Here is a 25,809-nt window from a genome sequence, read left to right on the forward strand (position 1 = left end):
CGCACTTTTTTGGACGTGTCCCTGAGAGACATCCGGGCGTTTACAAAAGCGTCGATAAAAATAAAAAAGGCCGGGTGAAACCCGACCTTCATATTGTCTCAACGATCAATGCCAGTACATCCGTGGTCAAAGGTCGGAGACAAATCTCTTGGCTCAATTATCTGGGCGAAGTGGTTTAGAACCTCGCCCAAAAAATTATTAGAGAGCCTGCAGGTTTTCAGCTGCATTCTTGCCCGAACGACGGTCTGCAACCACGTCGAAGCTGACCTTCTGGCCTTCGTTCAACGAGTGCATGCCCGAACGCTCAACAGCAGAGATGTGAACGAACACGTCTACGCCGCCGTCATCTGGCTGAATGAAGCCGAAGCCCTTAGTTGAATTAAAGAATTTTACTGTTCCGTTTGCCATGTTGAATTCCTTTCAAATCGCACGGTTAAAATATAATGGATCGAAATCCATCGCCGAATTCCACGAGTTTGAAAGAAATACCGGGTGGCGAAATCGCGCCGCAACATTCGAAAACAAAATCGATGACCGATATATATGAGGCATTCGCGGCTTTTACAAGTCACTTTTCCAAAAATCATAAAAATACTATTATCAATATAAAACAGCGCGATTTGAATATTACGCAAGAACGTTGCAACTATATAATTTTTCGGGCCTGAGGCAGGACGATTTGCCAGTCAGAACCGGAATAATGGCATATGGGAATGCCAGCGTTTACGAAATTTTCTTGGTCTTCATTTAGAATATAAACATGTTCAAAGAGGCCGCTATATGACGCTCGTTCCGTATTTTCTGACTGTTAATCTGACGGTTTCGTGCGTTTTTATCCTGACATTCGCTTTCGTTGCCATTCAGGAGCGGAATTATTCTGCCCCACGCTGGTTTACGCTCGCGTCTACCTCTGCTGCGCTTGTTGCAATCTTTGGGTACTGGATTCCGCTTGCCGATAACCCGCGAGTGCTCGTACCTGTTTCATTTTCTCTGCTGATAGCAACCTTTCTCGCGATCATTATTGGCTTACAAAGCATCTACCGGCAGACAATCGATTGGAAGCTCATAGGCGGGTTCTTCCTTGCCGCCGTTGTTTGTAATGTCCTGATATACGATCTGCCGCGCACATCGTTCCTGCATCGTATTCTCTATCAGTTGCCGCTCTGCCTTGCTCAGCTTCTGATGATTCGGGTGATCTACCGCTCTGGAATGCCGCGCCTAGTTGATAAACTGATGATGGCTCTCGCGGTATTCAGTTGCCTTCATTATCTGTCGAAAGCTTTTCTCATCACCTGGCCGGGATCTGATATGCGGCCTGAGGATGAAGCCAACACGCTACATGTGCTTTTCTCGCTTTCTATAGGCGTTTTCGTGCAGGTCGCGCGTGGACTATTGCTGCTTCTGAGCACGGTTTCACACATGGTGGGGGAGGCCAGCGAGCAATCAGAAGTCGATGAGCTTTCTCAAATCTATAATAGGCGCGGCTTTGATCGTCATGTTTCCCGCGTGTTGGTGCGTAAGGGTGCGCGTATTCGCTACTCGGTGATCATGAGTGATTTGGATTTCTTCAAACGCGTCAATGACACCTACGGACATGATGGCGGTGACCGAGTGATCGCAGCCTTCGGCAAATTGCTCAAAACACAATTGCCACGATCAGCCGTGGCTGCGCGCATGGGTGGAGAAGAATTTGTCGTCTTCATTCCCGATAGCGATATGGCTGCCGCCGAAGCGCTGGCGCAAAGCTTGCGCCAGGCATTGTCTGCGCTTCGTGTTGAAGGAAAGGCGCCGGATTGGGGCCCAACGGCAAGCTTTGGTGTGGCCGAGCAAGTTGAAGACGAAGGCTTCTATGAGACGATGCGTCGTGCAGATGCCGCTCTATATCAGGCCAAAAAAGCGGGCCGCAACCGTGTCCATATCGCTTAAATTACTTGCCTGAACGTTCTCGCTCAACAGCTCTCCAGCCGATATCCGAGCGATAGAAACCTTCCGGCCAGTCAATATTTCTGACTGCGTCATAGGCATTGGTTTGTGCCTCTGCGACGGTTTCGGCAATAGCGGTCACGTTCAGTACACGACCTCCACTCGCAATAAGCTGGCCGTCTTTTTCTGCCGTGCCAGCGTGGAAAACCTTCAGGCCCTCTATGCCTTCGAGCTTATCGAGGCCGCGAATGGCGCTGCCTTTTTTAACGTTGGTTGGATAGCCTTCTGCAGCCATGACGATCGTCAGCGCAGGCTGGTCCTTCCATTCAAGCGAAACTTCATCAAGCTTGCCGTCAACGGCTGCATTGATGAGATCGAGCAGGTCCGTTTCAAGGCGCATCATCAGCACCTGACATTCCGGGTCACCGAAGCGGGTGTTGTATTCAATGAGCTTGGGTCCGTCCTTGCCGATCATCAGTCCCAGGAAGAGAACGCCTGAGAAAGGTGCGCCGATTTCTGCCATGCCGCGCATGGTCGGCTCGATCAGCTCGCGCATCGTACGGTCAACGATTTCTGGCGTCATCACTGGGGCAGGGGCATAGGCTCCCATGCCGCCGGTGTTTACGCCTGTATCGCCATCGCCGACGCGCTTATGATCCTGTGCCGAGCCAAGCTGCAGCGCAGTCTTTCCGTCGCAAATACAGAAGAAGCTTGCTTCTTCACCGTCAAGAAACTCTTCCACGACGACTTCCGCACCAGCCGATCCGAAAGCGCCTTCAAAGCATGCATCAACGGCGTCGAGGGCCTCATCAAGGGTCATGGCAACGACCACGCCTTTGCCTGCGGCAAGGCCATCGGCTTTGACAACGATGGGTGCACCCATTTCACGAATATAGGCTTTGGCTTTTGGCGCATTGTTGAAGCGGCCATAAGCACCGGTCGGAATATCAAAGCGAGCGCAGAGGTCTTTGGTGAAGCCCTTGGAGCCTTCAAGCTGGGCTGCAAGCTTCGATGGTCCGAAGACGCGAATGCCGGCTTCGTTAAGATCATCGGCAAGCCCCGCTACGAGCGGTGCTTCCGGCCCCACGACAACCAGATCAATGGCTTTTTCCTTGGCAAAAGCGATGACCGCTGCATGGTCTGTCACATCAAGCGCGACGAGTTCTGCATATTCGGCAATACCGGGGTTGCCAGGAGCGCAATAGAGCTTTTCGAGCTTTGCAGAGGCAGCAAGTTTCCATGCCAGTGCGTGCTCGCGGCCCCCAGAACCGATCAACAGAACTTTCATGCCTTGCTCCCTGCGCGTGAGATAAGTAAATAACCAGCTAGTTACTTCGGGTCTCTATTGCCCATCGCGCGTGCGAGCAAGGGCAGTGCCGCAATTTTTCGATAAAAAGCGGGTAAGGCTGTCGCAGTTTCAGGAAAGCAGGCAATCATGCAGCACTTAGAAGCAAAGTCGGATGTCCAGTCGCGGGAAAACCGCGGACGGGTAAAGGACGCGCCATCCGGCCATTGGGTCTATCGTATTTTGCCGCCGTGGCTCTGGCCTTATGCACAGCTTGCGCGTTGGGACCGGCCAATCGGCTGGCAGCTTCTGCTCTGGCCGTGCTGGTGGTCGGCGGCACTTGTTGCAGGTGCGGGTGCACAGCCGGGCGATGGTGCATGGGCGGTTATGCCGTCGCCGTGGCATCTGGTTCTGTTTTTTATTGGGGCTGTCGCCATGCGTGGCGCTGGATGCACCTATAACGACCTGGCCGATCAGGATATCGACGACAAAGTCGACCGTACCCGGTCGCGACCACTGCCATCAGGGCAAGTGACGCGTAAACAGGCCAAGCTGTTTCTGGTCCTGCAGGCGCTGGTTGGTCTGGTCGTTGTGTTGCAGTTCAACTGGTTCTCGGTCGGCCTTGGAATTGGCTCTCTGCTGATCGTCGCGGCTTATCCTTTCATGAAGCGTTTTACCAACTGGCCGCAACTGGTGCTTGGTCTTGCCTTCTCGTGGGGCGCATTGATGGGCTGGGCGGCAGTCGAAGGTTCGCTCGCGCTCCCACCGGTGCTGCTTTATATCGGCGCGATCCTGTGGGTGATCGGTTATGACACGATCTATGCGCATCAGGACAAGGAAGATGATGCGCTGGTCGGTGTGGGTTCAACCGCACGCCTCTTCGGAAAGCACACCAAGACAGCGCTTATGGTGCTTTATGGTGGTGCGATCGGGTTTTTCGCGGCAGCCTTTGCTGTGGCTCAGGTGCCAATGCCTGCACTGGCAGGCTTGCTTGCCGCAGGTGCACATCTTTATCGCCAGATCATCGTGCTTGATATTGATAACCCGGATCAGTGTTTGAGATTGTTCAAATCGAACAACATTGTCGGACTGATTATCTTTTTAGGTCTTGTGTTCGGAAGCTTGTGGGTTGCCGTCAAACCGCTGGTCTAAGTGGCATCTCCAGTGCTGGAAATGCTCTCAGAAAAAAGGCCACCGAAACGGTGGCCTTTTTGTTGTTCGTTTATGGATAGAGCCTGTCCTTGCTCCAGTCACCCTCCGGTGTGGGCCGTGTAAACAACACGCGGTCATGCAGGCGGAAGGGACGATCATGCCAGAACTCGATGGAAGTTGGGCGAATGCGGAAGCCAGACCAGTGGGCAGGGCGAGGAATTTCGCCAATGGCATAGCGAGCCGTATATTCGGCAACAGCCTTTTCCAGTGCGAAGCGGCTTTCGAGCGCGCGCGACTGTTTGGACGCCCAGGCACCAATACGGCTGCCACGTGGACGTGAGGCATAATAAGCGTCGGCTTCTGCGTCGCTCACCTTTTCAACAGGACCGCGCACACGCACCTGACGACGCAATGACTTCCAATGAAAACACATGGCAGCCTTTTCGGCAGACAGGATTTCCTGTCCCTTTGTGCTTTCGTAATTGGTGTAGAAGACGAAGCCTTGCTCATCGAAGTCCTTGAGCAACACCATCCGCACATTTGGCAGGCCGTCCGGATCGACGGTGGCCAGAGCCAGTGCATTCGGATCGTTCATTTCGCTCTTGGTGGCATCGTTGAGCCACTCTGCGAAGAGGTTGAATGGTTCTGAGCTTTGTGTGAAATCTTCAGTGGCGCTGGTCATATCTTCTATTTCGCAGTTCGAATGGAAAGCATGTTCGCTTGTTTGCGGTTAGGAACCTCGTCCAATTCGTAAGCTTTGTCCATGCCTGGTTGTTGCGGCAGATTACACAAGCATATTTTGCGCGCGGAGCCATTTTTCAAACCAGCCCGGCCATTCTGTCGTTGGGGTTTCAGGACGGCCCATGCCAAAGCCGTGGCCTCCCGATGCGATCGGATGAAATTCCACCGCCACATGTGCCTGTTCACAAGCTTGCTGCATGATGCGGCTGTTGGCCGGGTTTGAAATCTGATCGTCATCGGCCTGGGTGAGAAATATCGGAGGGCAGTTCTTACTTACATGGCTCTCAACCGACCATTGCCGAACGGCTTCGTCAGTGGGGTGTTGGCCCACGAGCGAACGCCGTGTTGAGGTGTGGTCATAGGGCGCTTCAAGTGTGATGACGGGATAAATCAGTGCTCCAACAGTGGGCCGTGCGGATTGATCATCGACATAATCGACCGGCTCATAGGATGCAAAAGCTGAACGCGTTGCGGTAAGACCCATAAGATGTCCCCCTGCTGAAAAGCCCAGCGCGCCTATTTTATTTGGATCGATATTCCAGTTTGAAGCTTGTGCACGCACAATGCGAAAAGCACGTTGTGCGTCCTGAAGCGGTGCCAGCGGTCCGTCTGCCCAGCCCTCAATGGGCAAGCGATAGGTCAGCACGAAGGCATAGATGCCTCTTTCGGCAAGCCAGCGAGCTGCGGGATATGACTCTTTGCCTTCCTCAATACGCTTATATCCGCCGCCGCCTGCAATGATTATCGCAGCGCCGTTCGGATGTTCTGGGGTGAAAATCTCAAGCCCTGGTACCGCAATGTTGGTGACGGCACCTTTTTTACTGATATTTGTTGCGCCGCTGGGACCACCGCCTCCAGGCGGTAAACCGGGCCAGAGCGAAATCCGGGTGCTATCCCCGGTGTTCTGCGCCTTTGCGATAAAAGCGGGCATATTGATTGCCGTTGCAAAGACTGCGCCACCAAGAAGCAGGTCACGACGGGAAATCACATGTTCCTCCCTGGTTCGATATTCTCGAAATCTGAAAGTCAATGATGGCGGATTTTTAGCTCTTCGCAAACGAGGGATAATGCTGCACCGCCAGTGGATCGAACCTGACGTATGAATCCGGGCTGAAATACAGGCTGTTTCATATGTCAGATTCTAAACATCCATTGGATGCTGTGCCAGCCAATTTTATACCGTTGTCCTTTGGTATCGATTTGTTTACCTTGCCCGCGAACCGCTTGTTAACTCCATATCCCCCATAGTTCCTGCATCTTTAGGATGTATTTAAAGGAAGACCGTTGGCTGCTCTCTCCGCTCGCCGCGAAAAATATGACGACTCTTCAATTTCAGGCACGGCGCTTATGCGTCATGCAGCTCTTGCTATGGTTGTTATGTCGTTGGCTGGATGTGCCATGGGTGGGGTCAGTATCGAAAAAGCGGTTCCTGATTCTTCGATGATCACAGGCTCAATCAAGCCTGCGCAAAAAGCTGAGACGGATACAGGCAAACTTTCCGATCAGTCGACCATCAAAGGCATTGTATCAGCGCTTGATTTTACCCAATGGGGCAAGAAACCGGTGCCTTGGGCAAACCCGGACACTGGTAGCCAGGGCACAATCACGACGGTCGCCGAAACAAAATCTGACGATGGCCTGTGCCGTCAGTTTGAAACTTCACGCGAAGCCTTTGACGGTGTTTCCATTTATCGCGGTGAGACCTGCATGCAGCGCGGCGGACAGTGGACCTTAACCTCATTTGCGCCAATTTAAGCTTTTTGGGAAACAGTCCTCTGTAACTCTGGAAGTTTTTGAGCTTCGTGCGCATATTATGGCAAACTGAGTCTAAAGACTGAGATTGCAGTCATTTTCCAGAATGAGGACTTTTATGCGCGATCCCTATAGCGTGCTGGGCGTCGCCAAAACGGCGAAGCCCGAAGAAATAAAATCGGCTTTTCGCAAGTTGGCCAAGAAGCACCATCCGGATCAGAATCAGGATGACCCAAAGGCGCAGGAGCGCTTTTCCGAGATCAACCAAGCCTATGAGATCGTTGGCGACAAAGACAAGCGTGGCCAATTTGATCGCGGCGAGATCGACGCCGAAGGCAAGCCAGCTTTTCAGGGTTTTGGCGGCCAAGGTGGTTTTGGTGGTGCCGGCGGCGATCCGTTTGGTGGCTTCCGTCAGCGTGGCGGTAACGGCAATTTTGACTTTCGTGGTGCCGGTGGCGGGCAACAAGGTGGCTTCGGCGGTGCGGAAGACATATTGAACGATCTGTTCGGCGGTGCTTTTGGCGGCGCTGCGCGTGGCGGTGCACGTCAGCAGCGCGGGCCTGTGAAGGGCAGTGACCTTGCTGCATCGATCAACATCACGCTTGAACAGGCAGCGGGCGCCGACAAGGTCGAAGCCGTGTTTCCCAACGGTAAGCATCTGAAGATCAAGCTGCCTCAGTTTGTCGAGGATGGTCAGACCATACGTCTTAAAGGGCAAGGCGAACATATCGTCGGTGGTACGCCCGGTGATGCTTTGGTGACAATCCACTTCAAGCCGAGCGCTCGTTTCAAGCTGGAAGGCCGCGATGTGCATGTTGACCTGCCGGTTGATCTTGCGGATGCGGTTCTTGGCGGCAAGGCAGAAGTTGATACGCTCAACGGGCGTATCGCGGTCAAGGTTCCGGCATGGTCGAGTTCCGACAAGGTCCTGCGTCTCAAAGGTAAAGGATTGCCAATCAAGGCTGGTGGTCATGGCGATCTCTACGTCCATGTCCGCATTATGCTGCCTGAAGGTGGGGACGCAGAACTGGAAGAGTTTTTGCGCAATCGCAAAGCCGACTAAGCCAAACGGGTCATATTTAACCGTGTCGGGGCCGGATGCAGATGCTGCATCCGGCCCCGGAATCGGCTTGTGCTACCACATTCCTCAGCGATAACCCCAGCTATAGCCGATGCGCGAGCACAACTGTGCTGTGCGATAAAATGACAATACCCGGCTTTTTACGCGCAATTGCTTGAAGCCTGTGCAAGCCTGTGCGATAGGGCATCTAGTTGATTATAGTTCAATGAGGACCCTTAATGACCGCAAAGTCTGGTTTGTTGCAGGGCAAGCGCGGATTGATTCTGGGCGTAGCCAACAACCGTTCCATCGCCTGGGGTATTGCCAAGGCTGCTCGTGAAGCTGGCGCGGAACTTGCATTCACCTATCAGGGTGATGCGTTGAAGAAGCGTGTCGAGCCACTGGCTGAAGAATTGGATGCGTTCGTCGCAGGGCATTGCGATGTCGCTGACGGTGCAAGCATTGATGCTGTTTTTGAAGCACTTGAAAAGAAGTGGGGCAAGCTCGACTTCGTCGTGCATGCGATTGGTTTCTCCGACAAGGATGAACTGACCGGCCGTTACGTCGATACATCGGAAGCCAATTTCCAGAACACGATGCTGATTTCAGTCTATTCGCTTACGGCAATTTCACGCCGTGCAGAAAAGCTGATGGCTGATGGCGGTTCTATTCTGACGCTGACCTATTACGGTGCTGAAAAAGTTATGCCGAACTACAACGTCATGGGCGTTGCAAAGGCAGCACTTGAAGCAAGCGTAAAGTATCTCGCAGTCGATCTTGGACCACAGAACATTCGCGTTAACGCGATTTCTGCTGGCCCGATCAAGACGCTTGCCGCATCCGGCATTGGCGACTTCCGTTATATTCTCAAGTGGAACGAATATAACGCACCGCTGCGCCGCACTGTGACCATCGAGGAAGTGGGCGACGTAGGTCTCTATTTCCTCTCCGACCTGTCTCGCTCGGTTACGGGCGAGGTACACCATGCCGACAGTGGCTATCACGTCATCGGTATGAAGGCGGTTGATGCGCCCGATATCTCTGTCGTCAAGGACTGAGCAAGGTAATACCAAATCCCGAAAAGTTGACCGACTTTTCGGGATTTTTCTTATGTCTTTCCGTTTGCGGGAAGGCTATCCAGAAAGGGCGCATGCGCAAAAATCTGAAACGGCTTTCGGATAATGTGCGCGTCAGGAAAAGAAACCAAGCGGCAGATTGAGGTAGGGTTTTGGCTCGGGAGATCATCTATTTTTCGCGTCACGGCGAAACGGACTGGAATATTTCGCAGCGCATTCAGGGGCAACTCGATATTGATATCAATGCTCATGGCCGCACGCAGGCCGATCGCAATGGTGATATGCTCAAATCGCTGATCGGCAACGGCGCGGGCTACGATTTTGTTGCAAGTCCACTGCGCCGTACGCGCGAGACGATGGAACGTATTCGTCTGCGCATGGGTCTCGATCCTTATGACTTCCGTACTGATCCGCAGCTTATGGAAGTAAATTTCGGCGACTGGCAGGGCTTCATGATGGAAGACATTGCCAAAGAGCGCGAAGACCTCGTGGAAGCCCGTGCCCGCGACAAGTGGAACTTCATTCCGCCGGGTGAAACCGCTGAAAGCTACATGCGGCTCTCGCAGCGTATCGGTCGATGGGTGGAAGCGGTCGAATGGCCGACCGTTTGTGTGACACATGGCGGTTGCATTCGTACGTTGTTCTATCTTTATGGTGATATAGACGGCCATGATGCGGCAAATATCTCCATTCCACAGGACAAGATCCTGAAGTTTGAAAACGATAAGCTTGAGTGGGTTTAAAAACCCGAATGGCCCTCTCGTGGATTGAAGTTGACGTTTGAATCCCGACCACAATAAATGCTCTTTCAAATGTCAAATTCGATAATCTACTAGATTCATATAGCTGCTAGGGCTCTTTTTGATTCCAAGCTTTGCTCTGCCCTGAGAGAATTATGCACTTCAAGCGCTTTGCGGTTATTGCGGATATTCATGGCAACAGCGATGCGTTGGCGGCCGTGCTGGCTGACATCGATGCCTTGTGTATTGAGACTGTCATTAATCTTGGTGACCATCTGAGCGGGCCGCTTGCAGCCCGCGAGACGTTGGATATGCTGATGGCGCGCGAGATGATCTCCATTCGTGGCAATCATGACCGCTGGTTGGTGGAAAAGCCTGTTGCCGAGATGGGTCCTTCGGATCGCGTTGCCTTTGAGCAGCTTGAAGCGCAGCACCTTGCATGGCTGTGCGATTTACCTGCCAGCTTGTCGCTAGCGGACGGAAAGATATTCATCTGCCATGGTACGCCGACGAGTGACACAACTTACTGGTTGGAAACCGTCACAGCAACGGGCGATGTCGTTCTGCGTGGCCGTGATGAAATTGAAGCGGAGGCAGAAGATATTGCCGCCTCGCTTATCCTGTGCGGTCATACACATACCCCGCGCGTGGTGCGTTTGAGTGATGGTCGCCAGATCATCAATCCCGGAAGCGTTGGTTGCCCGGGCTATGATGATGATCAGCCGGTGCCACATAGTGTCCAGACCGGAACGCCGAATGCCTCCTATGCCGTGATCGAAGACAGTTCGTTGGGTTGGCAGGTCACATTCCGTAGCATTCCCTATGATACGACGCGTATGGCTTCGTTGGCCGGGCAAGCGGGCAGGGCAGAATGGGCGCATGCCATCCGTAGCGGATGGCTTCGTTTAACGCCGGATTGCAAATCCTAAATCACTTTGATTGCCATTTGGCAAAAACATGCTATCTTTCTGCCATAAGGAAGGTGGGCCATGGAACTACAGCCAATCAACATAACGCCGGCAGGCGCCCTGACGAGTGTGATCACCGATGCGGAAGCGGGTGCACTTGCACGGACTACGGTTAATCTGCTCAAGGCCTGGAAGCTGTCTGACATGGAGGCCTGTACGCTTTTGGGTGATATGTCACCGCGCACGTGGGCGCGCTGGAAGGAAGGCACTATCGGGCGCATCGATCGCGATCTGCGGATGCGGATGGCGCATCTCATGGGCATTCACAAAGGCCTGCGTTATCTGTTTCGCGATGCCGCACGCGGTTATGCCTGGATCAGAAAGCCTAACGCTGCGTTTGGGGGGCTCTCGGCGCTGGACCTCATGCTGCGCGGCGAGATATCCGATCTTGCTGCCCTTCGCGACTGGCTTAATGCGGAGCGCGGCGCATGGTAAGTGGCCTGGCTGTAAAGCGCCAAGTTCACTGGCCACAGACGTTTCGCATTATCCGCTCCATTCATCCGCCCATTGATCTGTTTGAGGATATTGCCGATCCCCGCGATTGGGAGGCGTTGGCTTCTGTTGAAGAAAAAACCAATCCGCGTATCCGCTTCGAGATTGGCGATCTCGGCAAAGTGCCTGCTGACCGACGTGTGTCGGGGCATGGTGCATCTTATGTGATGGCACCGTTCGTGCATTGCTCCACGCAGCGCCCCGGCCGTTTTAGCGACGGAAGCTACGGTATCTATTACGCTGCAGACCGTGAGAATGTGGCGGTGGCTGAAACTATCCATCACCATGAAAAATTCATGCGTGCGACCAAAGAAGAACCCGGCTGGACGTCAGATTTTCGGGTGCTGATCGGTAGTGTCGAGCGGGCACTGGACGATGTCAGCACGGTGCCGGGCGTGCTTGATCCGGTCGATTACACCGCTTCACATATTGAGGGGCGAGAACTGCGCGCTCAGGGAAGTCATGGGCTTCTATGGCCGAGTGTTCGGATGCGCAGCGGGTTCTGTATCGGGATTTTCTGGCCGAATGTAATCGCTATTCCCGTTCAGGGGCGGCATTACAGCTATCACTGGAACGGGACCCGTGTCGATTTTGTTCGCCAATACGACACAGGCACGGTGCTTGAGGTGAAGTGATCATTGGGCCTGAATGGTTAGCACGGCTCCAATTCTCTATCCTGCTCATTAGCGGACGCAAAACCGGGTGCTGTTTTTGCGCGGAATGCTCTAAGGCGCTTCCTGAATGTCAGTAATGAAGCGGGTATTGTCGGCTTCATCATAGAGAATGATGACCTTCATGCCTTTGGAAATGGCGGAATAGTCAAACTCGCCTGGCAATTTGTAGGTCTTGCCATCATCCAGCGTGATGGTTTCTTTGTCCTTGTTGATGCCAGTGATTTTGCCTTCGACATCATCCGCCATGGCGACGGTCGAGAAGAGCGAGGCAATGATGAAGATTAGTCCCACCACATACTGCATGGCTGTCATCCTCCTTTTATGTGCCACTCTGTCCCTTGACTGATTCGACACGAATTGCATTTTGCGCAATCACTTTCCCTCTGGTTGTATAACCCAACTGTACGAATAGAGAATGAGCGGCGCAATGTGATTGTTGGGGCTATTTTAGTCGGTGGAATGTGTCAAAAAGAATGCGGTATGTGGATGATCCGAAGGAAATTTTGCGATCTTGATGAACCTATTCCGAGCTATAATTTGACCGTTGCCTAAAAGGCCAATAAAACCAGCCCGTATCCTGCCTGAAAAGGCGCATTCCTTAATCGGGCTTAGCAATGTCTCATAACAGTTTTGGTCATCTCTTCCGCGTAACAACCTGGGGCGAAAGCCATGGTCTGGCGCTTGGTTGTGTGGTCGATGGCTGCCCTCCCGGCATCACTTTTACTGAAGCCGAAATTCAGTCCTATCTCGACAAGCGCAAGCCGGGTCAGTCGAAATACACAACGCAGCGCCGCGAGCCGGATCAGGTGCGCGTGCTGTCTGGCGTGCTGCTTGGCGATGACGGTGTGACCATGACGACCACTGGTACGCCAATTTCGATGATGATCGAAAACACCGATCAGCGCTCCAAGGACTACGGCGAAATCGCCCGCCAGTATCGTCCGGGCCATGCCGATTACGCTTACGACGTCAAATATGGCATTCGCGATTTTCGTGGCGGCGGACGTTCATCTGCGCGTGAAACTGCGGCGCGTGTTGCGGCCGGTGCGATCGCGCGTAAAATCGTCCCGGGTCTTGAGGTGCGTGGTGCGCTCGTTTCCATGGGCGTACATGACATTGATCGTACGCGCTGGAACTGGGATGAAGTCGATAACAATCCGTTCTTCACGCCTGATGCGGGTTCGGTCGAGATTTTTGCGGAATATCTGGACGGTATCCGCAAGAACGGTTCTTCTATTGGTGCGATCATCGAGATCGTGGCCGAAGGTGTACCAGCAGGCATCGGCGCGCCGATTTATGGCAAGCTTGATCAGGATATTGCGAGCCTGCTCATGTCGATCAATGCTGTCAAAGGTGTTGAAATCGGCAATGGTTTTGAAGCAGCGCGTCTGACCGGCGAAGAAAATGCTGATGAAATGCGTATCGGTACTGACGGACAGCCAATGTTCCTGTCGAACCATGCGGGTGGCGTTCTTGGCGGTATTGCAACGGGCGCGCCCGTTGTTGCGCGTTTTGCAGTCAAGCCGACATCGTCGATCCTGACGCCGCGCAAGTCTATTGATAAGGACGGCAAAGAAGTTGATGTGATGACCAAGGGTCGCCATGATCCTTGCGTGGGAATCCGCGCAGTGCCGATTGGTGAAGCGATGGTCGCCTGTGCAATTGCTGATCATTATCTGCGTCATCGCGGCCAAACGGGGCGCGTGTAACGTTTAAAGAGAATAGTTTCAGGAACCAGGGGCCGGTTCTGAGCATATCGCGGAAAAGTAGGAACCGGTTTTCCGATCACGGCATGCATGAAAGCAAGATACTGAAGCTGTGGTACAACCATTGAGGCTGAAATGAGCTATAATCAGAAACAGGTCGTTGATGCGCTGCGGGCTTTCGAGCGCGGCGAAATCGTGGTGGTCATGGATGATGACGGACGCGAGAACGAAGGCGATCTGATCGTTGCGGCAGTGCATTGCACACCGGAAAAGATGGCATTTATCGTGCGCTATACGTCTGGCATCGTATGTACACCGATGCCGCGCGAAGAGGCCAAGCGCCTTAACCTTGCGCCAATGGTTGCTGAAAACGAATCCGCTCATACCACTGCTTTCACAGTCACGGTGGATTATCGCCACGGCACGACAACGGGCATTTCGGCTGAGGACCGTACACTCACCGTGCGCAATCTGGCTAACCCCAATGCTGGTGCTGCCGACTTTGTGCGTCCTGGCCATATTTTTCCGCTCATAGCGCGTGAAGGCGGTGTGCTGATGCGCTCCGGTCATACCGAAGCGGCAGTTGATCTCTGCAAGCTTGCAAATTTGCCACCCATCGGCGTCATCTGTGAGTTGATTAATGATGACGGCACGGTCATGCGCGGGCCTGATGTGAAGGCTTTTGCTGAACAGCATAAGCTGCATCGCGTCACGGTGGCTGATCTTATCGCTTATCGTCAGCGCAAGGAAACGCTGGTCAAGCGTATCGTAGATGCCAAAATTGACACCTGTGCTGGTCCTGCCCACGCTTATACATACGAGCTTCCATGGGAGCCGATGCAGCATGTGGCGGTCGTCTTTGGCGATATTCGTGACGGCGAAAATGTGCCTGTACGTCTCCATCGCGAAGATATGCTGAGCGATGTTTTCGGAAAAGGCGGCAATAATCTTGATGAAATCATGAAGCGCATGGGCAAAGAAGGCCGCGGCGTTCTGGTTTACCTGCGTGAAGGTTCAGTCGGTGTGCGCCCTGATCACCGTGATGCACGTGCGCGCGAAGCTCTGCTCGGTGAGCATGAAGCCCATGCTGAGGCCGTTGCACGCGAGGAAGAGTGGCGTCAGATTGGTCTTGGTGCACAGATTTTGAAGGACCTTGGCATAACATCGATTGTGCTTCTGGCATCGCGTGAACGCCATTATGTCGGTCTTGAAGGCTTCGGCATCAATATTGCGCGCACTGAGATTATCTAAGCGGTTTCATAGGCACATGACTGTCATGGTCATGTGCTTCGCCGATGCTACAGGAGCGCAATGACAACCCGTCTTTACTGGCATCCAATCTATCTCGAACATTGTGTGCCGTCCGGACATCCCGAGCGGCCTGATCGCATTCGTGCGCTGATGAGCGAGCTCGAGGGGCCGGATTTTTACCGCCTTGATCGGGTGGAAGCACGCGCGGCTTCTGAAGATGCTATTCTGCTGGCCCATCCTGAAAGTTATGTCGAGACGATCCGTAGTCAGATCCCGGACGCTATTGACGATGAAGAAGCGCCGCAGCCGCTCAATAAGCTTGGCGTCGATACTTATGTGAGTCCGAAAAGCTGGGAAGCAGCACTGACAGCAATTGGTGCAGCCAATGCTGCTGTGGATGACGTATTCTCGGGGCAGGCGGACAATGTTTTCGTTGCTTCGCGCCCGCCGGGCCATCATGCCGAGCTTTCGACGGCGATGGGTTTCTGCCTTTTCAACAATGTGGCCATCGCTGCACGCCACGCGCAGCGTGAGCATGGTGCCGAGCGTGTAGCAATCGTCGATTGGGACGTGCATCACGGCAATGGTACGCAGGATATTTTCAAAGAAGATCCGAGCGTTCTCTACTGCTCGACACATCAATTTCCGCTCTTTCCGGGCACGGGCAGGAAAGATGAGGTGGGTGTGGGCAATATCGTCAATGCGCCACTTTCGCCGAATACCGGCAGCCGCGAATTTCGTGAGGCATTTAATAGTCGTGTATTGCCCGCTTTGGACAACTTCCGGCCCGATTTGATCCTTATTTCAGCTGGCTTCGACGCGCATTTCCGCGATCCTCTCGCCGAGATCAATCTCGATGAAGCGGATTTCGATTGGGCGACGGGCAAGCTCATGGAACGTGCAGAACGGTTCTGCAATCACCGATTGGTGAGCGTGCTTGAAGGTGGATATGATCTTGAGGGCTTGTCGCAGTCCGCGTCTTCTCATATTACGCGGCTGTTGAAAGGATAAACCATGGTAACCGAACCGTCCAACACCGACATTGCAGTTATGAGCTTCGAGGACGCCTTGAAGCAGCTTGAGAAAATCGTCGATGATCTGGAGCGGGGCGACGTGCCGCTGGAAGAATCCATCCGCATCTATGAACGCGGCGAAGCGCTTAAGAAGCATTGCGACACGCTGCTCAAATCTGCCGAAGACAAGGTTGAGAAAATCCGCATCGGCCGCGATGGTCAGCCTGCTGGCACCGAGCCACTCGACGCCGAGTAATTAAAACATTGCCTTGAGTTGAGCGGCGTAAGGCGCAAGCACGCCGCTCAGGAGATAGGGGCCAAGACCCCAGACAAGCGTCCATCCGGCAGCTCCCACCACATTGGCACATAAAAAATGCAGAGGGTTCATTTTCATGGAGCCTGCAACGATGCCGTTCAATTGTCTGAGCAGCACGACGAAGCGCGCTGTTGCGACCACATAAATGCCTTTGCTTTTAAACATCTTCTCGAACTTATCGAGCCGTTCCGGCGTAAGCTTCACATAATTTCCATAGCGAAGGATCAGCGCTCTTCCGCCAAAGCGACCAATTGCATAACCGGTGCAGTCGCCCAGAACCGCTCCGATAAACACGGCAAGAAGAATAGTTTCGATATTCAGCGTGCCATGCAGCGCCAGAAGCGAACTTGCTATAAGAGCGCTTTCGCCGGGAAGTGGTGCGCCGAAAGATTCAAAATAGACAATAATGAAAAGTGCCAGCGCGCCGTATGCGGTGATGTAGGGCTCAATGAAGCTCATCATTAAAAAGCGGCACTTTCTGAACGGCTAAAGCATTTCCTGCAAAAGTGCGAAGCGGTTTTGCGCAGGATAACGCCTGAGTAGATAGTTAGAGCGGTTCCAACGATTCAATATCAAGTGGAGCCGATTTATCAAGTGGAGCCGTTCCAGATATGAAAAGACTCCGGCGCAAACCGGAGCCTAGATACATAATTGGTTTTTTCAGCCGATGGAACGCTTGCCGGTGATCTTGTGGTAAGCCCACAAAACTATGATTGAACCGATAATGGCGATGATCAAGCTGATTGGATCGAAGGCGCCAGTGACGCCACGACCGAAAAGCGATGAAGAAAGTACGCCGCCAACGATTGCCCCGACAATGCCTAGCGCAATGTCGAAGAACAGTCCCTGACCGCTTTTATTGACGATCTTGCTGCCGATGAAGCCGGCAATCAGACCTAGAATAATCCAGCTTATAACAGACATCTAATATCTCCTATCGCGCAAATAAGTTTTTGCATCAGGCAGTTAGAAAATTTTCACAATAGTTTCGATTTGGCAAGGTATAATGCTTGTCAAAAGAAGAAACTTATTTCACCTTAACTTATCGCATGTGAGAAAATCACGGCGTCCAACAGGGAGTATCGCGTGATGGGAAGCTATGACGACAATTCCAAGAACTCGCCGATCCCCGGCGGCAGTCTTGCCAAGCCGGTTCTGATCGCACTGGGTGCGCTTCTGGTCGGCAAGATGCTGAAAGGGCACAGCGAGGAGCCTGCACAGCCTGCCTCCATTCCAGATCAGTCTGCACCTCAGCAGGCAGATAGCGGTGGCGGTTTGCTTGGCGGTATTCTGGGCGGCCTTGGTGGCCTGCTTGGTGGAACGCTTGCAAGTGGCGGGGCATCTTCTGCTCCGGCAGCCCCTGGACCGCTTAGCGGTGGCCTTGGTGGCTTGCTCGACCAGCTCAAGCAGTCAGGCCTTGGTGACAAGGTTGATTCCTGGGTTGGGCAAGGTAGCAATCACCAGATCGAGCCCGGCCAGCTTGGCGACGCACTTGGTCAGAAGACATTGAGCGAAATCGCCGCTCATGCCGGTATTGACCAGCAGGAGTTACTCAATCAGCTCTCGCAGGTTCTGCCTGGACTGGTGGACAAGCTGACGACCAATGGTCAGGTGCCTGATACGAACGAATTGTCGCGACTGTTGCACAATCGTTAAGAGGCTATCATATTAAACACCACGGCAGCACCGGCGCTCTCCGCCGGTGCCTTTTTATTTGGTGGCGGCCTCATGAGTTTCTTTCCATGTCCTGATCCTGTTCTTGGCGACAAGACCACTGTGGATTCCATTGAAACGCTGGTGATTCCACGAACAAGCGATATTGGTGGTCTGGAGGTGCGGCGTGCGCTTCCAACGGTTCGCCGTCGTCTTGTCGGACCGTTCATCTTTTTTGACCGAATGGGACCAGCAGTTCTGCGTGATGGCGACGCGCTTGATGTTCGCCCGCATCCACATATCGGCCTTTCGACCGTGACCTATCTATTTGATGGTCATATCCGGCATCGTGATAGCCTTGGCACGGAAATGGTGATCCAACCCGGTGATGTAAACCTGATGACGGCGGGCAGGGGGATTGTCCATTCCGAACGCTCACCTGAAGAAGAGCGCAGTGGTCCGCTATCAATTTCGGGTGTGCAGACATGGCTCGCTCTTCCGGAGCAGCTGGAAGAAATCAACCCGGAATTCTTCCACACCAATGCGCCTGATCTGCCGCTGATGGAAGATCGTGAGTTTAAAGGGCGTCTGATCATCGGTTCGATGCATGGTGTTAATTCGCCCGTTATCCAGCACGCAGAAACGCTTTACGCGGATATTGAAGTGTTGCCCGGCGGGCGGTTCCATATTCCGCCAACCACGGAAGAACGCGCAATTTACACGCTGCGCGGCAATGTTGGTATTGCTGGTGACGTGTTTCCGTCTGATCGACTTCTGGCTTTCCGACCTGGCGACGATATTGTGGTTGAAGCCGGACCGGAAGGCGCGCATTTTATGCTTTTTGGCGGCGCAGCACTTGGTTCAAAGCGCTATATCTGGTGGAATTTTGTCTCGTCTTCCAAAGAACGCATTGAGCAGGCAAAAGAAGAATGGCGCACGGGCCGCTTCGATATCGTGCCGGGTGACGAGGAAGAATTCGTACCTTTGCCTGAATGATGTCGCATAGGACACGATGTCCCGCCCGGCTTGATCTGAGGCTTGATACTGTTATACCGACCACGCTTGGAGCGCATCGCGAAAAGTGTGAAACGGTTTTCGGACTAAGATGTGCGCTAAAACATATGACCAGGGTGTCGATCCGATAAAATCAGATTGAAACGCGCTCTGAACACCCAACCGGATAGATAGGGTAAGCAATGTCCCGACCCATAACCCCGCTGCTCGACAAGGCACCGACACCGGACGCTTTGCGCGCGTTGCCGGAAGCGGACCTGCCGCAGCTTGCGCAGGAATTGCGCGCTGAGATGATCGATGCCGTTTCTACAACCGGCGGGCATCTGGGTGCAGGTTTGGGTGTGGTTGAACTGACAGTAGCTCTGCATCATGTCTTCGATACACCGCATGATCGCATCATCTGGGACGTTGGACATCAGACATATCCACACAAGATTCTAACCGGCCGCCGCGACAGGATTCGTACCTTGCGCCAGGAAGGCGGTCTTTCCGGCTTCACCAAGCGCGCCGAGAGTGAATATGATCCATTTGGTGCGGCGCATTCTTCAACGTCTATTTCTGCCGGTCTTGGCATGGCGGTCGCGGCTGACCTGTCTGGCGAAAAGCGCAATGTGATTGCCGTCATCGGCGACGGCTCCATGTCGGCTGGTATGGCTTATGAAGCGATGAACAATGCTGGCGCCCTCGATGCGCGCCTCATCGTCATTCTCAACGACAATGACATGTCGATTGCGCCGCCAACTGGCGCGATGAGCGCCTATCTGGCGCGCCTTGTTTCTGGCAAGACTTATCGCAGCGTGCGCGAAGCCGCAAAGCAGATCGCCAAAAAACTGCCTAAATTTTTGCAGGACAAGGCTCGCAAATCGGAAGAGTTCACACGTGCCTTCTTCACCGGCGGCACGATGTTTGAAGAGCTGGGCTTTTACTATGTCGGTCCAATCGATGGCCATAATCTTGACCACCTGTTGCCAATCCTGAAAAATGTTCGCGACGCACAGGAAGGTCCTGTGCTGATCCATGTGGTTACACAGAAGGGCAAGGGCTATGCGCCCGCCGAAGCCGCTGCCGACAAATATCACGGCGTCAATAAGTTTGATGTGATTACCGGCAAGCAGTCGAAGCCGCCCGCAAATGCGCCAAGCTATACCAAGATTTTCGGCACCAGCCTGATTGAAGAAGCGCGTCACGACGACAAGATCATTGCGGTTACAGCTGCGATGCCAACAGGCACGGGGCTGGATCTGTTTGGCGAAGTGTTTCCGCAGCGTACTTTCGATGTCGGTATTGCCGAACAGCACGCAGTGACCTTTGCGGCAGGCCTGGCCTCCGAAGGCTACAAGCCGTTTTGCGCGATCTATTCGACCTTCCTTCAGCGCGGCTATGATCAGGTCGTGCATGATGTGTCGATCCAGAACCTGCCAGTGCGTTTCCCGATCGACCGCGCCGGTCTGGTTGGAGCCGATGGCCCGACCCATGCTGGTTCCTTCGATACCGGCTTCCTCGCAGCCCTTCCGGGCTTCGTGGTGATGGCTGCATCTGACGAGGCGGAATTGCGCCATATGGTGCGCACGGCTGCGGACTATGATGAAGGCCCGATCTCTTTCCGCTATCCGCGTGGCGATGGTGTTGGCGTCGAACTGCCCGAACGCGGAACCGCGCTTGAAATTGGCAAGGGCCGTATCGTGCGTGAAGGCACAAAGGTTGCACTTCTCTCCTTTGGTACGCGTTTGCAGGAATGCCTGAGTGCGGCTGATGAACTGGCTGCCTCCGGTCTTTCCACAACTGTTGCCGATGCGCGTTTTGCCAAGCCGCTTGATCACGATCTCATCCGCCGTCTCGCGCGCGAGCACGAAGTGCTGGTGACTGTTGAGGAAGGGGCTGTTGGTGGCTTTGCTGCGCATGTCCTGCAATTCCTTGCAACCGATGGCCTGCTGGACCGAGGGCTTAAAGTTCGCGTGCTGACGCTGCCTGATGTCTATCAGGATCATGCCAAGCCGGAAGTCATGTATGCCAATGCTGGTCTCGACCGCGCGGGCATAGTGCATACTGTCTTTGCTGCTTTGGGTCGCGAAGAGCTGACCGCATCCTTCCGTGCCTGATATTTCGCCCGATAAGAGCTTGCGGCTTGATCAATTGCTGGCCGAGCTTGGACTATTTGCGACGCGCTCACGTGCGCGCGATGCGATCCAGCGCGGTACGGTGAAGGTTGACGGCAAGCCCGTCACCAAACCGGGGCAGAACGTCGCGCGCACGGCGAAAATCGCGGTCGATGATCCGGCCAGCGCCTATGTTTCTCGTGGCGCACTAAAGCTCATAGCGGCGCTCGATCACTTCAATCTTGATGTGCGGGGCCGGACTGCACTGGATATCGGCGCATCGACTGGCGGCTTTACGCAAGTGTTGCTCGAACGCGGCAGCAGCCATGTCATCGCTATTGATGTCGGTCACGACCAACTGCATGAAAGCCTGCGCAAGGATGCTCGCGTCACCAACAAGGAAGGTATCAACGCGCGTGCGCTGGAGCTTTCGCACCTTGATGAACGCGATATCGATTGCGTGGTGTCAGATGTCAGTTTCATTTCGCTGAAACTCGCTTTGCCCCCGGCATTGGCCTTTGCGCAAAAAGGTGCTATCTGCGCGCTTCTCGTAAAGCCGCAATTTGAAGCTGGCCGCGAGGCTATCGGCAAGGGCGGCATTTTGCGTGACCCGGCAGATGGCGAACGCATAGCAGAAGAACTGAGATCATGGCTTGAGACGCAGCCCGGTTGGCGAGCGCTCGGTCTTTGCCCATCGCCCATTGAGGGCGGTGACGGCAATCGTGAATATTTATTGGCAGGAAAGAAGGACTAATGACGACGCAAATTACAATCCGCTCGATAGGTGCGGGCGGCGATGGCGTCGCCAATCTTCCCGATGGTCAGCTCTTTGTGCCTTTCACACTGCCGGGCGAAGTGGCTAATGTGGCGCGTGACAAGAACCGCGCGACAGTTATAGCCCTTCTTGAAGCCTCGGATGAGCGGCAAGATCCCGCTTGCCAGCATTTTGAAGATTGTGGTGGTTGCGCTTTGCAGCATTGGCAGGATGAGCCTTATCGCTTGTGGAAGCGTGAGCTTGTCGTCTCAGCGCTGAGAGGCAAAGGGCTGGATGTTGAAGTTGATCCACTGGTCACATGCGAGCCGCGCTCGCGTCGCCGTGCGACCTTTGCTGCCCGCAAGACGGAAAAAGGTGTGCTGTTAGGCTTCAACCGCCACCAGAGCCATGAGATTATCGATATCGTCGAATGCGCCGTCACTGTGCCGGAAATCATTGCACGGCTTGATGAGCTGCGCGAAGTGGGTGCGCTGATTGCTCCCGGTTCTAAGCCATTCAAGCTCGCTGCAACTGTGACGGAGTCCGGGCTTGATCTCGCAGCAAGTGGCTGCGGCAAGCTGAGCGATGAGCAGCGCCGTGCGCTCACAGCCCTTATGATGAAAAAGGACTTTGCGCGGCTTTCGCACGAAGGCGAAATCATCGTAGAGCCGAAAAAGCCGGTCATTCAGTTCGGCAAAGTGCCAGTTCCGGTTCCGCCCGGTTGCTTTCTGCAAGCAACGGTCGAGGCTGAAGAAGTGATGGTGTCGCTGGTCCTTTCGCATCTTGGCAAAGCCAAGCGTGTTGCCGACCTCTTCTGCGGTGTTGGAACATTTGCACTGCGGATTGCGGAAAAGAGTGCGGTCCACGCGATTGAGAACGATGCCCCGGCTCTTGCAGCGCTGGATCGTGGCGTGCGCCACGTGCAGGGACTGAAGCCTGTTTCGATCGAACGGCGTGATCTTTTCCGCCGTCCACTGATGCCAAAAGAATTGCTGCCTTACAATGCCGTGGTATTTGATCCGCCACGCGCAGGTGCTGAAGAACAAGCACAGGAACTGGCAAAATCCAAAGTGGAGAAGGTGGTTGCAATCTCGTGCAACCCCGTAACGCTCGCCCGCGATCTCGCCATTCTGGTGAATGGCGGCTATCGCATCACCCGCGTCACGCCGATTGACCAGTTTCTCTGGTCATCGCATGTCGAAGCTGTGGTGACGTTGGTGAAGAAGTAATCTTAAGTGAAAATGCCGGGCCTTAAGCCCGGCATTTTTTTAAAATCAGCCTGCTAATTCGTCAAAATTGGCGAGAATAGCCGTCCAGCCCTTGATGTGGCCATCGCGTGAATCAGGGTTGCGGAATTTCACCTGTTTCAGAGTGATGTCTGTTGTTTTCGGATCAATTTCCGTCAAATCGACCGTCACCACACTATCGTCGAGTGAATGGGGAGACCCCCATGTAAACGATAGCCGTGAATGAGGATCAATCTCCAGATATGTGCCCGAATGCATCACGTCGCGGTCGACCGTGTGCATCAGAATGGAAAAACGTCCGCCTTTCACCGCATCCGTCTGGACATCTGACGGCTTGGTGCTGTCGGTTGGTACGCGCATGAATTGCGCAAGGGTAGATGGCGAGAGCCATGCATTGAAGACCGTTTCACGGGGGGCGGCAATCCTGCGATTGACTGTCAGTTCGAGCTCACTCATTTTCTTGTTCCTTCGAAACGAGTATATCGTCCAGCGCCTCAAGGCGCAGTTCCCAGACAGACTTCAGCTCCGCGAACCATGCTTCCACCTCTCGCACTGGTTCAAGTTCGGCAGCGATGAAATGCTCGCGGCCCAAAGTCTTGCGGGTGACCAATCCTGCCTCTTCCAACACCTTGATGTGCTTGGAGACTGAGTTGAGCGACATGTCGAAATGAGCGGCGAGTGCAGTCACTCTTGAAGCACCTTCCTGAACCAGAAGTGTCAAGATATGCCGACGTGTAACGTCTCCGACGGCCTTGAGAATATGTGACAGAGCATCATCGTTCATTATTCACCCGTAAGGTTGAATATACAGTATTCCAAATGATAGTCAACCGTATGGTTGAATATTGTGAATCTTTGCCATAGCTGCTCGTTGGAAGCAACTCAAGCTTGCCGATGTGGCGAATATGCGCGGTCAATTTTATCACTGAGTGGATAAGGCGAGATCCACTGCCGCTTCCGCATGTAACCGCGTTGTGTCGAAAACTGGCACTGGGCTGTCCTGCTGACGGACAAGCAGCATAATTTCTGTGCAGCCAAGGATAATGGCTTCGGCGCCACGCTCGACCAGACGATGGATGACCGCGCGGTATTTTTCGCGTGATGCATCGCGCACTTCACCCACTACCAGCTCCTGATAAATAATGTCATGCACAGTCTTACGGTCGGCATCATCCGGCACAAGGACTTCAAGCCCATGTTTGGAGATGAGGCGGCCTTTGTAGAAATCCTGCTCCATCGTGAAGGCGGTGCCAAGAAGTCCTGCTTTTGAAAAGTCGGCGGCCTTGATCTTCTCGGCAGTCGGATCGGCAATATGAATGAGCGGGATCGATGTGGCGCTTTCAACGTCAGCAGCCATTTTGTGCATGGTGTTGGTGCAAATCAGAATAAAATCTGCACCACCTTTTTCGAGGTTCTGTGCGGCCTCGATCATAAGCTCTTTCAGCTCATCCCATTTGCCTGCATGCTGAAGCTGTTCGATCTCACCAAAATCCATCGACCACATCAGGCTTTTTGCCGAATGCGTGCCGCCAAGCCGGGCGCGCATTTCCTGATTGATGATGCGATAATATTCCTGCGAGCTCTCCCAGCTCATGCCGCCGATCAATCCGATTGTCTTCATCAGTGCCTCCCGGATACAGTTAAGGGCGGATTGCTCCGCCCTTGTCATTTAATCACGCATTGTGGGTAATCACGCATTGTGGGTAATCGCGCATTGCGGGCCAGAGCCGCGCTTACATCTTTTCGATGATCTTCGGATCGCCCTCATGCGCTTTGCCATTGGCGGCGAGGATCGCCGGGACGATGTCTTTGGCCTGATCGATAACCAGAGGCTTCACCTGATGTGCGGTGTGAAGGAAGCCTTCGTTTGTCATATGCTCAAGAAGTGTGAGCATTGGCTGCCAGAAATTGTTGATGTTCGCGAAGACCATCGGCTTGCGATGCTTGCCGAGCTGCGCCCAGGTCATCATTTCCACGATTTCTTCAACCGTGCCGATGCCGCCGGGAAGGGTGACGAAAGCATCAGACTTCTGGAACATCAGATGTTTGCGCTCGTGCATGTCGCCGACAATGATGAGCTCGGTCAGCTCCTGCGCCTTTTCAAGGCTTGCTTCCTTGTCGAGCAGGAAGGTCGGGATGATACCGGTGACTTCACCGCCAGCTTCCATCACGCCTTGCGCGACCGCGCCCATGATGCCGCGCGTGCCGCCGCCATAAACAAGGCGAATGCCATGTTCGGCAAGCGAGCGACCAAGCGTCAGGCCTGCCTCACGATAGATGGGGTTCAGGCCCGTTGAAGAGCCGCAATAAACACAAATGGATCGAATCTCAGACATGATTTCTTGTGCTCTTTTGCTGTTTCAGCGTCAAGCTTTGGTGTGGGTGAAATGGTCGGATTGGCTGGACATTTTCAAGCATCACTATATCTCTTGAGGGGTAGAATTTTGACAAGGAGTTGAATTGTTCATGCGCAAATGGATTTTATTGTTTGGTCTTTCGCTGGCGGCGTCCAGCGCATCAGCGGGTGAAATCAATATAACGTTGCCCGACAATATCGAGGTGACGACCAACTCCGTCCTCTACACTTGCGGCGATAAGAATGTCTCGGCCACTTACTATAATGCTGGTGATGTTTCCTTGGCCGAATTGGAGATGGAGGACCATACAGTGGTGGCTGCCAACGTAATTTCTGGCTCCGGTGCCAAATATGCAGGTGGCATTTACATCTGGTGGACCAAGGGTGAAACCGCAGATTTATATAATTTGATGGACGATCCTGAGCAGGAAAAGCCAATCAGCTGTGTTGAACAGTAATTTTTCTGCAATAAACACCTCATAACTTGCGCAATTCTGCTCGGATTTCTTGTAGGTCAAAGCAAAAGGCGATAAACCCATT

General features: G+C 53.6%; 30 protein-coding genes. 19 read left to right on the forward strand and 11 right to left on the reverse strand.

Features of this window, described 5'->3' with window-relative positions; all coding sequences use genetic code 11:
• Positions 1-198: 198 nt before the first annotated feature.
• Complete coding sequence (locus CEV32_RS20795) at positions 199-408, reverse strand: cold-shock protein (protein WP_024896137.1); 210 nt, start codon at positions 406-408, stop codon at positions 199-201.
• 372 nt (positions 409-780) lie between these two features.
• Between CEV32_RS20795 and CEV32_RS20800 the strand changes: the two genes are divergently transcribed.
• On the forward strand, positions 781-1,926 hold the full coding sequence (locus CEV32_RS20800; RefSeq protein WP_094578975.1) for a GGDEF domain-containing protein: 1,146 nt from the start codon (positions 781-783) through the stop codon (positions 1,924-1,926).
• A 1-nt stretch (position 1,927) separates the two neighbouring features.
• Here CEV32_RS20800 and purD read toward each other — a convergent pair whose 3' ends face one another.
• Entirely contained in the window at positions 1,928-3,211 is a 1,284-nt protein-coding gene (gene purD, locus CEV32_RS20805; protein ID WP_094578976.1) for a phosphoribosylamine--glycine ligase, read from the reverse strand.
• Between the two features lie 147 nt (positions 3,212-3,358).
• Here purD and ubiA point away from each other — a divergent pair, with 147 nt between their 5' ends.
• On the forward strand, positions 3,359-4,360 hold the full coding sequence (ubiA, locus tag CEV32_RS20810; RefSeq protein ID WP_094578977.1) for a 4-hydroxybenzoate octaprenyltransferase: 1,002 nt from the start codon (positions 3,359-3,361) through the stop codon (positions 4,358-4,360).
• Between the two features lie 70 nt (positions 4,361-4,430).
• On the opposite strand, the gene pdxH is transcribed toward ubiA, so the two are convergent.
• A complete protein-coding gene (pdxH, locus tag CEV32_RS20815; RefSeq protein WP_094578978.1) occupies positions 4,431-5,042 on the reverse strand; it encodes a pyridoxamine 5'-phosphate oxidase in 612 nt (203 codons plus the stop codon).
• Between the two features lie 102 nt (positions 5,043-5,144).
• Positions 5,145-6,089, reverse strand: coding sequence for an alpha/beta hydrolase (locus tag CEV32_RS20820; RefSeq protein ID WP_094578979.1), 945 nt, complete (start codon positions 6,087-6,089; stop codon positions 5,145-5,147).
• A gap of 296 nt (positions 6,090-6,385) precedes the next feature.
• On the opposite strand from CEV32_RS20820, the gene CEV32_RS20825 reads away from it, so the two are divergent.
• The 7 genes from CEV32_RS20825 (at position 6,386) to CEV32_RS20855 (ending at position 11,824) form a co-directional block, all read left to right on the forward strand.
• Entirely contained in the window at positions 6,386-6,856 is a 471-nt protein-coding gene (locus CEV32_RS20825; protein WP_235818853.1) for an RT0821/Lpp0805 family surface protein, read from the forward strand.
• 115 nt (positions 6,857-6,971) lie between these two features.
• A complete protein-coding gene (locus CEV32_RS20830) occupies positions 6,972-7,916 on the forward strand; it encodes a DnaJ C-terminal domain-containing protein (RefSeq protein ID WP_094578980.1) in 945 nt (314 codons plus the stop codon).
• Positions 7,917-8,152: 236 nt separating this feature from the next.
• Positions 8,153-8,971, forward strand: a complete 819-nt coding sequence (gene fabI / locus CEV32_RS20835; RefSeq protein ID WP_094578981.1) for an enoyl-ACP reductase FabI — start codon at positions 8,153-8,155, stop codon at positions 8,969-8,971.
• Between the two features lie 170 nt (positions 8,972-9,141).
• A complete protein-coding gene (locus tag CEV32_RS20840) occupies positions 9,142-9,732 on the forward strand; it encodes a histidine phosphatase family protein (protein ID WP_094578982.1) in 591 nt (196 codons plus the stop codon).
• Positions 9,733-9,884: 152 nt separating this feature from the next.
• On the forward strand, positions 9,885-10,658 hold the full coding sequence (locus CEV32_RS20845) for a metallophosphoesterase family protein (RefSeq protein WP_094578983.1): 774 nt from the start codon (positions 9,885-9,887) through the stop codon (positions 10,656-10,658).
• Positions 10,659-10,718: 60 nt separating this feature from the next.
• Positions 10,719-11,132: an MbcA/ParS/Xre antitoxin family protein gene (locus CEV32_RS20850; RefSeq protein WP_094578984.1), complete on the forward strand. Its 414-nt coding sequence runs from the start codon at positions 10,719-10,721 to the stop codon at positions 11,130-11,132.
• Positions 11,126-11,824 carry an RES family NAD+ phosphorylase gene (locus CEV32_RS20855; protein WP_094578985.1) on the forward strand — a complete coding sequence of 233 codons (699 nt, stop codon included), beginning with the start codon at positions 11,126-11,128 and terminating at the stop codon, positions 11,822-11,824. Before CEV32_RS20850 ends, CEV32_RS20855 begins: the two co-directional genes overlap by 7 nt.
• A gap of 90 nt (positions 11,825-11,914) precedes the next feature.
• Here CEV32_RS20855 and CEV32_RS20860 read toward each other — a convergent pair whose 3' ends face one another.
• Complete coding sequence (locus CEV32_RS20860) at positions 11,915-12,166, reverse strand: DUF1344 domain-containing protein (protein WP_094578986.1); 252 nt, start codon at positions 12,164-12,166, stop codon at positions 11,915-11,917.
• 311 nt (positions 12,167-12,477) lie between these two features.
• Between CEV32_RS20860 and aroC the strand changes: the two genes are divergently transcribed.
• The 4 genes from aroC (at position 12,478) to CEV32_RS20880 (ending at position 16,089) form a co-directional block, all read left to right on the forward strand.
• On the forward strand, positions 12,478-13,572 hold the full coding sequence (gene aroC, locus CEV32_RS20865; RefSeq protein WP_094578987.1) for a chorismate synthase: 1,095 nt from the start codon (positions 12,478-12,480) through the stop codon (positions 13,570-13,572).
• A gap of 132 nt (positions 13,573-13,704) precedes the next feature.
• Complete coding sequence (gene ribB, locus CEV32_RS20870; protein WP_094578988.1) at positions 13,705-14,820, forward strand: 3,4-dihydroxy-2-butanone-4-phosphate synthase; 1,116 nt, start codon at positions 13,705-13,707, stop codon at positions 14,818-14,820.
• Positions 14,821-14,880: 60 nt separating this feature from the next.
• On the forward strand, positions 14,881-15,831 hold the full coding sequence (locus tag CEV32_RS20875) for a histone deacetylase family protein (protein ID WP_094578989.1): 951 nt from the start codon (positions 14,881-14,883) through the stop codon (positions 15,829-15,831).
• A 3-nt stretch (positions 15,832-15,834) separates the two neighbouring features.
• Positions 15,835-16,089: an exodeoxyribonuclease VII small subunit gene (locus tag CEV32_RS20880; protein ID WP_007873761.1), complete on the forward strand. Its 255-nt coding sequence runs from the start codon at positions 15,835-15,837 to the stop codon at positions 16,087-16,089.
• Here the strand turns inward: CEV32_RS20880 and CEV32_RS20885 are convergent, their stop codons facing one another.
• A complete protein-coding gene (locus tag CEV32_RS20885) occupies positions 16,090-16,608 on the reverse strand; it encodes a DedA family protein (protein ID WP_094579206.1) in 519 nt (172 codons plus the stop codon).
• A 201-nt stretch (positions 16,609-16,809) separates the two neighbouring features.
• Positions 16,810-17,073, reverse strand: coding sequence for a GlsB/YeaQ/YmgE family stress response membrane protein (locus tag CEV32_RS20890; protein WP_024896155.1), 264 nt, complete (start codon positions 17,071-17,073; stop codon positions 16,810-16,812).
• Positions 17,074-17,238: 165 nt separating this feature from the next.
• Between CEV32_RS20890 and CEV32_RS20895 the strand changes: the two genes are divergently transcribed.
• The 5 genes from CEV32_RS20895 (at position 17,239) to CEV32_RS20915 (ending at position 22,895) form a co-directional block, all read left to right on the forward strand.
• Complete coding sequence (locus CEV32_RS20895; protein ID WP_094578990.1) at positions 17,239-17,805, forward strand: YidB family protein; 567 nt, start codon at positions 17,239-17,241, stop codon at positions 17,803-17,805.
• Positions 17,806-17,877: 72 nt separating this feature from the next.
• The gene (locus CEV32_RS20900; protein ID WP_094578991.1) at positions 17,878-18,798 is read left to right on the forward strand and encodes a pirin family protein; all 921 of its coding nucleotides are present in this window, start codon (positions 17,878-17,880) and stop codon (positions 18,796-18,798) included.
• A gap of 200 nt (positions 18,799-18,998) precedes the next feature.
• Positions 18,999-20,915 (forward strand): 1-deoxy-D-xylulose-5-phosphate synthase, encoded by a 1,917-nt coding sequence (gene dxs, locus CEV32_RS20905; RefSeq protein ID WP_094578992.1) that lies wholly within the window; start codon positions 18,999-19,001, stop codon positions 20,913-20,915.
• Positions 20,908-21,666, forward strand: a complete 759-nt coding sequence (locus CEV32_RS20910; RefSeq protein ID WP_094578993.1) for a TlyA family RNA methyltransferase — start codon at positions 20,908-20,910, stop codon at positions 21,664-21,666. The genes dxs and CEV32_RS20910 overlap by 8 nt, the downstream gene beginning before the upstream one ends.
• Positions 21,666-22,895, forward strand: coding sequence for a class I SAM-dependent RNA methyltransferase (locus tag CEV32_RS20915; protein WP_094578994.1), 1,230 nt, complete (start codon positions 21,666-21,668; stop codon positions 22,893-22,895). The genes CEV32_RS20910 and CEV32_RS20915 overlap by 1 nt, the downstream gene beginning before the upstream one ends.
• Before the next feature lie 45 nt (positions 22,896-22,940).
• Here the strand turns inward: CEV32_RS20915 and CEV32_RS20920 are convergent, their stop codons facing one another.
• From CEV32_RS20920 to CEV32_RS20935, 4 genes are all read right to left on the reverse strand, one after another.
• Positions 22,941-23,369: an SRPBCC family protein gene (locus tag CEV32_RS20920; RefSeq protein ID WP_094578995.1), complete on the reverse strand. Its 429-nt coding sequence runs from the start codon at positions 23,367-23,369 to the stop codon at positions 22,941-22,943.
• Positions 23,362-23,697, reverse strand: coding sequence for an ArsR/SmtB family transcription factor (locus CEV32_RS20925; protein ID WP_094578996.1), 336 nt, complete (start codon positions 23,695-23,697; stop codon positions 23,362-23,364). Before CEV32_RS20925 ends, CEV32_RS20920 begins: the two co-directional genes overlap by 8 nt.
• Positions 23,698-23,835: 138 nt before the next feature.
• Positions 23,836-24,534, reverse strand: coding sequence for an aspartate/glutamate racemase family protein (locus CEV32_RS20930; protein ID WP_094578997.1), 699 nt, complete (start codon positions 24,532-24,534; stop codon positions 23,836-23,838).
• 112 nt (positions 24,535-24,646) lie between these two features.
• Positions 24,647-25,249, reverse strand: coding sequence for an LOG family protein (locus CEV32_RS20935; RefSeq protein WP_007873784.1), 603 nt, complete (start codon positions 25,247-25,249; stop codon positions 24,647-24,649).
• Positions 25,250-25,379: 130 nt separating this feature from the next.
• Here CEV32_RS20935 and CEV32_RS20940 point away from each other — a divergent pair, with 130 nt between their 5' ends.
• Positions 25,380-25,727, forward strand: coding sequence for an MliC family protein (locus CEV32_RS20940; RefSeq protein WP_094578998.1), 348 nt, complete (start codon positions 25,380-25,382; stop codon positions 25,725-25,727).
• The last annotated feature ends 82 nt before the right edge of the window (positions 25,728-25,809 follow it).

Origin of the sequence: Brucella rhizosphaerae (assembly GCF_002252475.1) — a bacterium.
Taxonomy (GTDB): Bacteria; Pseudomonadota; Alphaproteobacteria; order Rhizobiales; family Rhizobiaceae; genus Brucella; species Brucella rhizosphaerae.

Coding starts and splice junctions, on each gene's coding strand:
- CEV32_RS20855 (WP_094578985.1), top strand. CDS start 11,126: ATGGTAAGTGGCCTGGCTGTAAAGCGCCAAGTTCACTGGCCACAGACG.
- CEV32_RS20885 (WP_094579206.1), bottom strand. CDS start 16,608: ATGAGCTTCATTGAGCCCTACATCACCGCATACGGCGCGCTGGCACTT.
- CEV32_RS20850 (WP_094578984.1), top strand. CDS start 10,719: ATGGAACTACAGCCAATCAACATAACGCCGGCAGGCGCCCTGACGAGT.
- CEV32_RS20845 (WP_094578983.1), top strand. CDS start 9,885: ATGCACTTCAAGCGCTTTGCGGTTATTGCGGATATTCATGGCAACAGC.
- CEV32_RS20930 (WP_094578997.1), bottom strand. CDS start 24,534: ATGAAGACAATCGGATTGATCGGCGGCATGAGCTGGGAGAGCTCGCAG.
- CEV32_RS20935 (WP_007873784.1), bottom strand. CDS start 25,249: ATGTCTGAGATTCGATCCATTTGTGTTTATTGCGGCTCTTCAACGGGC.
- CEV32_RS20795 (WP_024896137.1), bottom strand. CDS start 408: ATGGCAAACGGAACAGTAAAATTCTTTAATTCAACTAAGGGCTTCGGC.
- aroC (WP_094578987.1), top strand. CDS start 12,478: ATGTCTCATAACAGTTTTGGTCATCTCTTCCGCGTAACAACCTGGGGC.
- CEV32_RS20920 (WP_094578995.1), bottom strand. CDS start 23,369: ATGAGTGAGCTCGAACTGACAGTCAATCGCAGGATTGCCGCCCCCCGT.
- CEV32_RS20940 (WP_094578998.1), top strand. CDS start 25,380: ATGCGCAAATGGATTTTATTGTTTGGTCTTTCGCTGGCGGCGTCCAGC.
- CEV32_RS20895 (WP_094578990.1), top strand. CDS start 17,239: ATGGGAAGCTATGACGACAATTCCAAGAACTCGCCGATCCCCGGCGGC.
- ribB (WP_094578988.1), top strand. CDS start 13,705: ATGAGCTATAATCAGAAACAGGTCGTTGATGCGCTGCGGGCTTTCGAG.
- CEV32_RS20830 (WP_094578980.1), top strand. CDS start 6,972: ATGCGCGATCCCTATAGCGTGCTGGGCGTCGCCAAAACGGCGAAGCCC.
- CEV32_RS20880 (WP_007873761.1), top strand. CDS start 15,835: ATGGTAACCGAACCGTCCAACACCGACATTGCAGTTATGAGCTTCGAG.
- CEV32_RS20925 (WP_094578996.1), bottom strand. CDS start 23,697: ATGAACGATGATGCTCTGTCACATATTCTCAAGGCCGTCGGAGACGTT.
- purD (WP_094578976.1), bottom strand. CDS start 3,211: ATGAAAGTTCTGTTGATCGGTTCTGGGGGCCGCGAGCACGCACTGGCA.
- ubiA (WP_094578977.1), top strand. CDS start 3,359: ATGCAGCACTTAGAAGCAAAGTCGGATGTCCAGTCGCGGGAAAACCGC.
- CEV32_RS20915 (WP_094578994.1), top strand. CDS start 21,666: ATGACGACGCAAATTACAATCCGCTCGATAGGTGCGGGCGGCGATGGC.
- dxs (WP_094578992.1), top strand. CDS start 18,999: ATGTCCCGACCCATAACCCCGCTGCTCGACAAGGCACCGACACCGGAC.
- pdxH (WP_094578978.1), bottom strand. CDS start 5,042: ATGACCAGCGCCACTGAAGATTTCACACAAAGCTCAGAACCATTCAAC.
- fabI (WP_094578981.1), top strand. CDS start 8,153: ATGACCGCAAAGTCTGGTTTGTTGCAGGGCAAGCGCGGATTGATTCTG.
- CEV32_RS20875 (WP_094578989.1), top strand. CDS start 14,881: ATGACAACCCGTCTTTACTGGCATCCAATCTATCTCGAACATTGTGTG.
- CEV32_RS20860 (WP_094578986.1), bottom strand. CDS start 12,166: ATGCAGTATGTGGTGGGACTAATCTTCATCATTGCCTCGCTCTTCTCG.
- CEV32_RS20890 (WP_024896155.1), bottom strand. CDS start 17,073: ATGTCTGTTATAAGCTGGATTATTCTAGGTCTGATTGCCGGCTTCATC.
- CEV32_RS20900 (WP_094578991.1), top strand. CDS start 17,878: ATGAGTTTCTTTCCATGTCCTGATCCTGTTCTTGGCGACAAGACCACT.
- CEV32_RS20800 (WP_094578975.1), top strand. CDS start 781: ATGACGCTCGTTCCGTATTTTCTGACTGTTAATCTGACGGTTTCGTGC.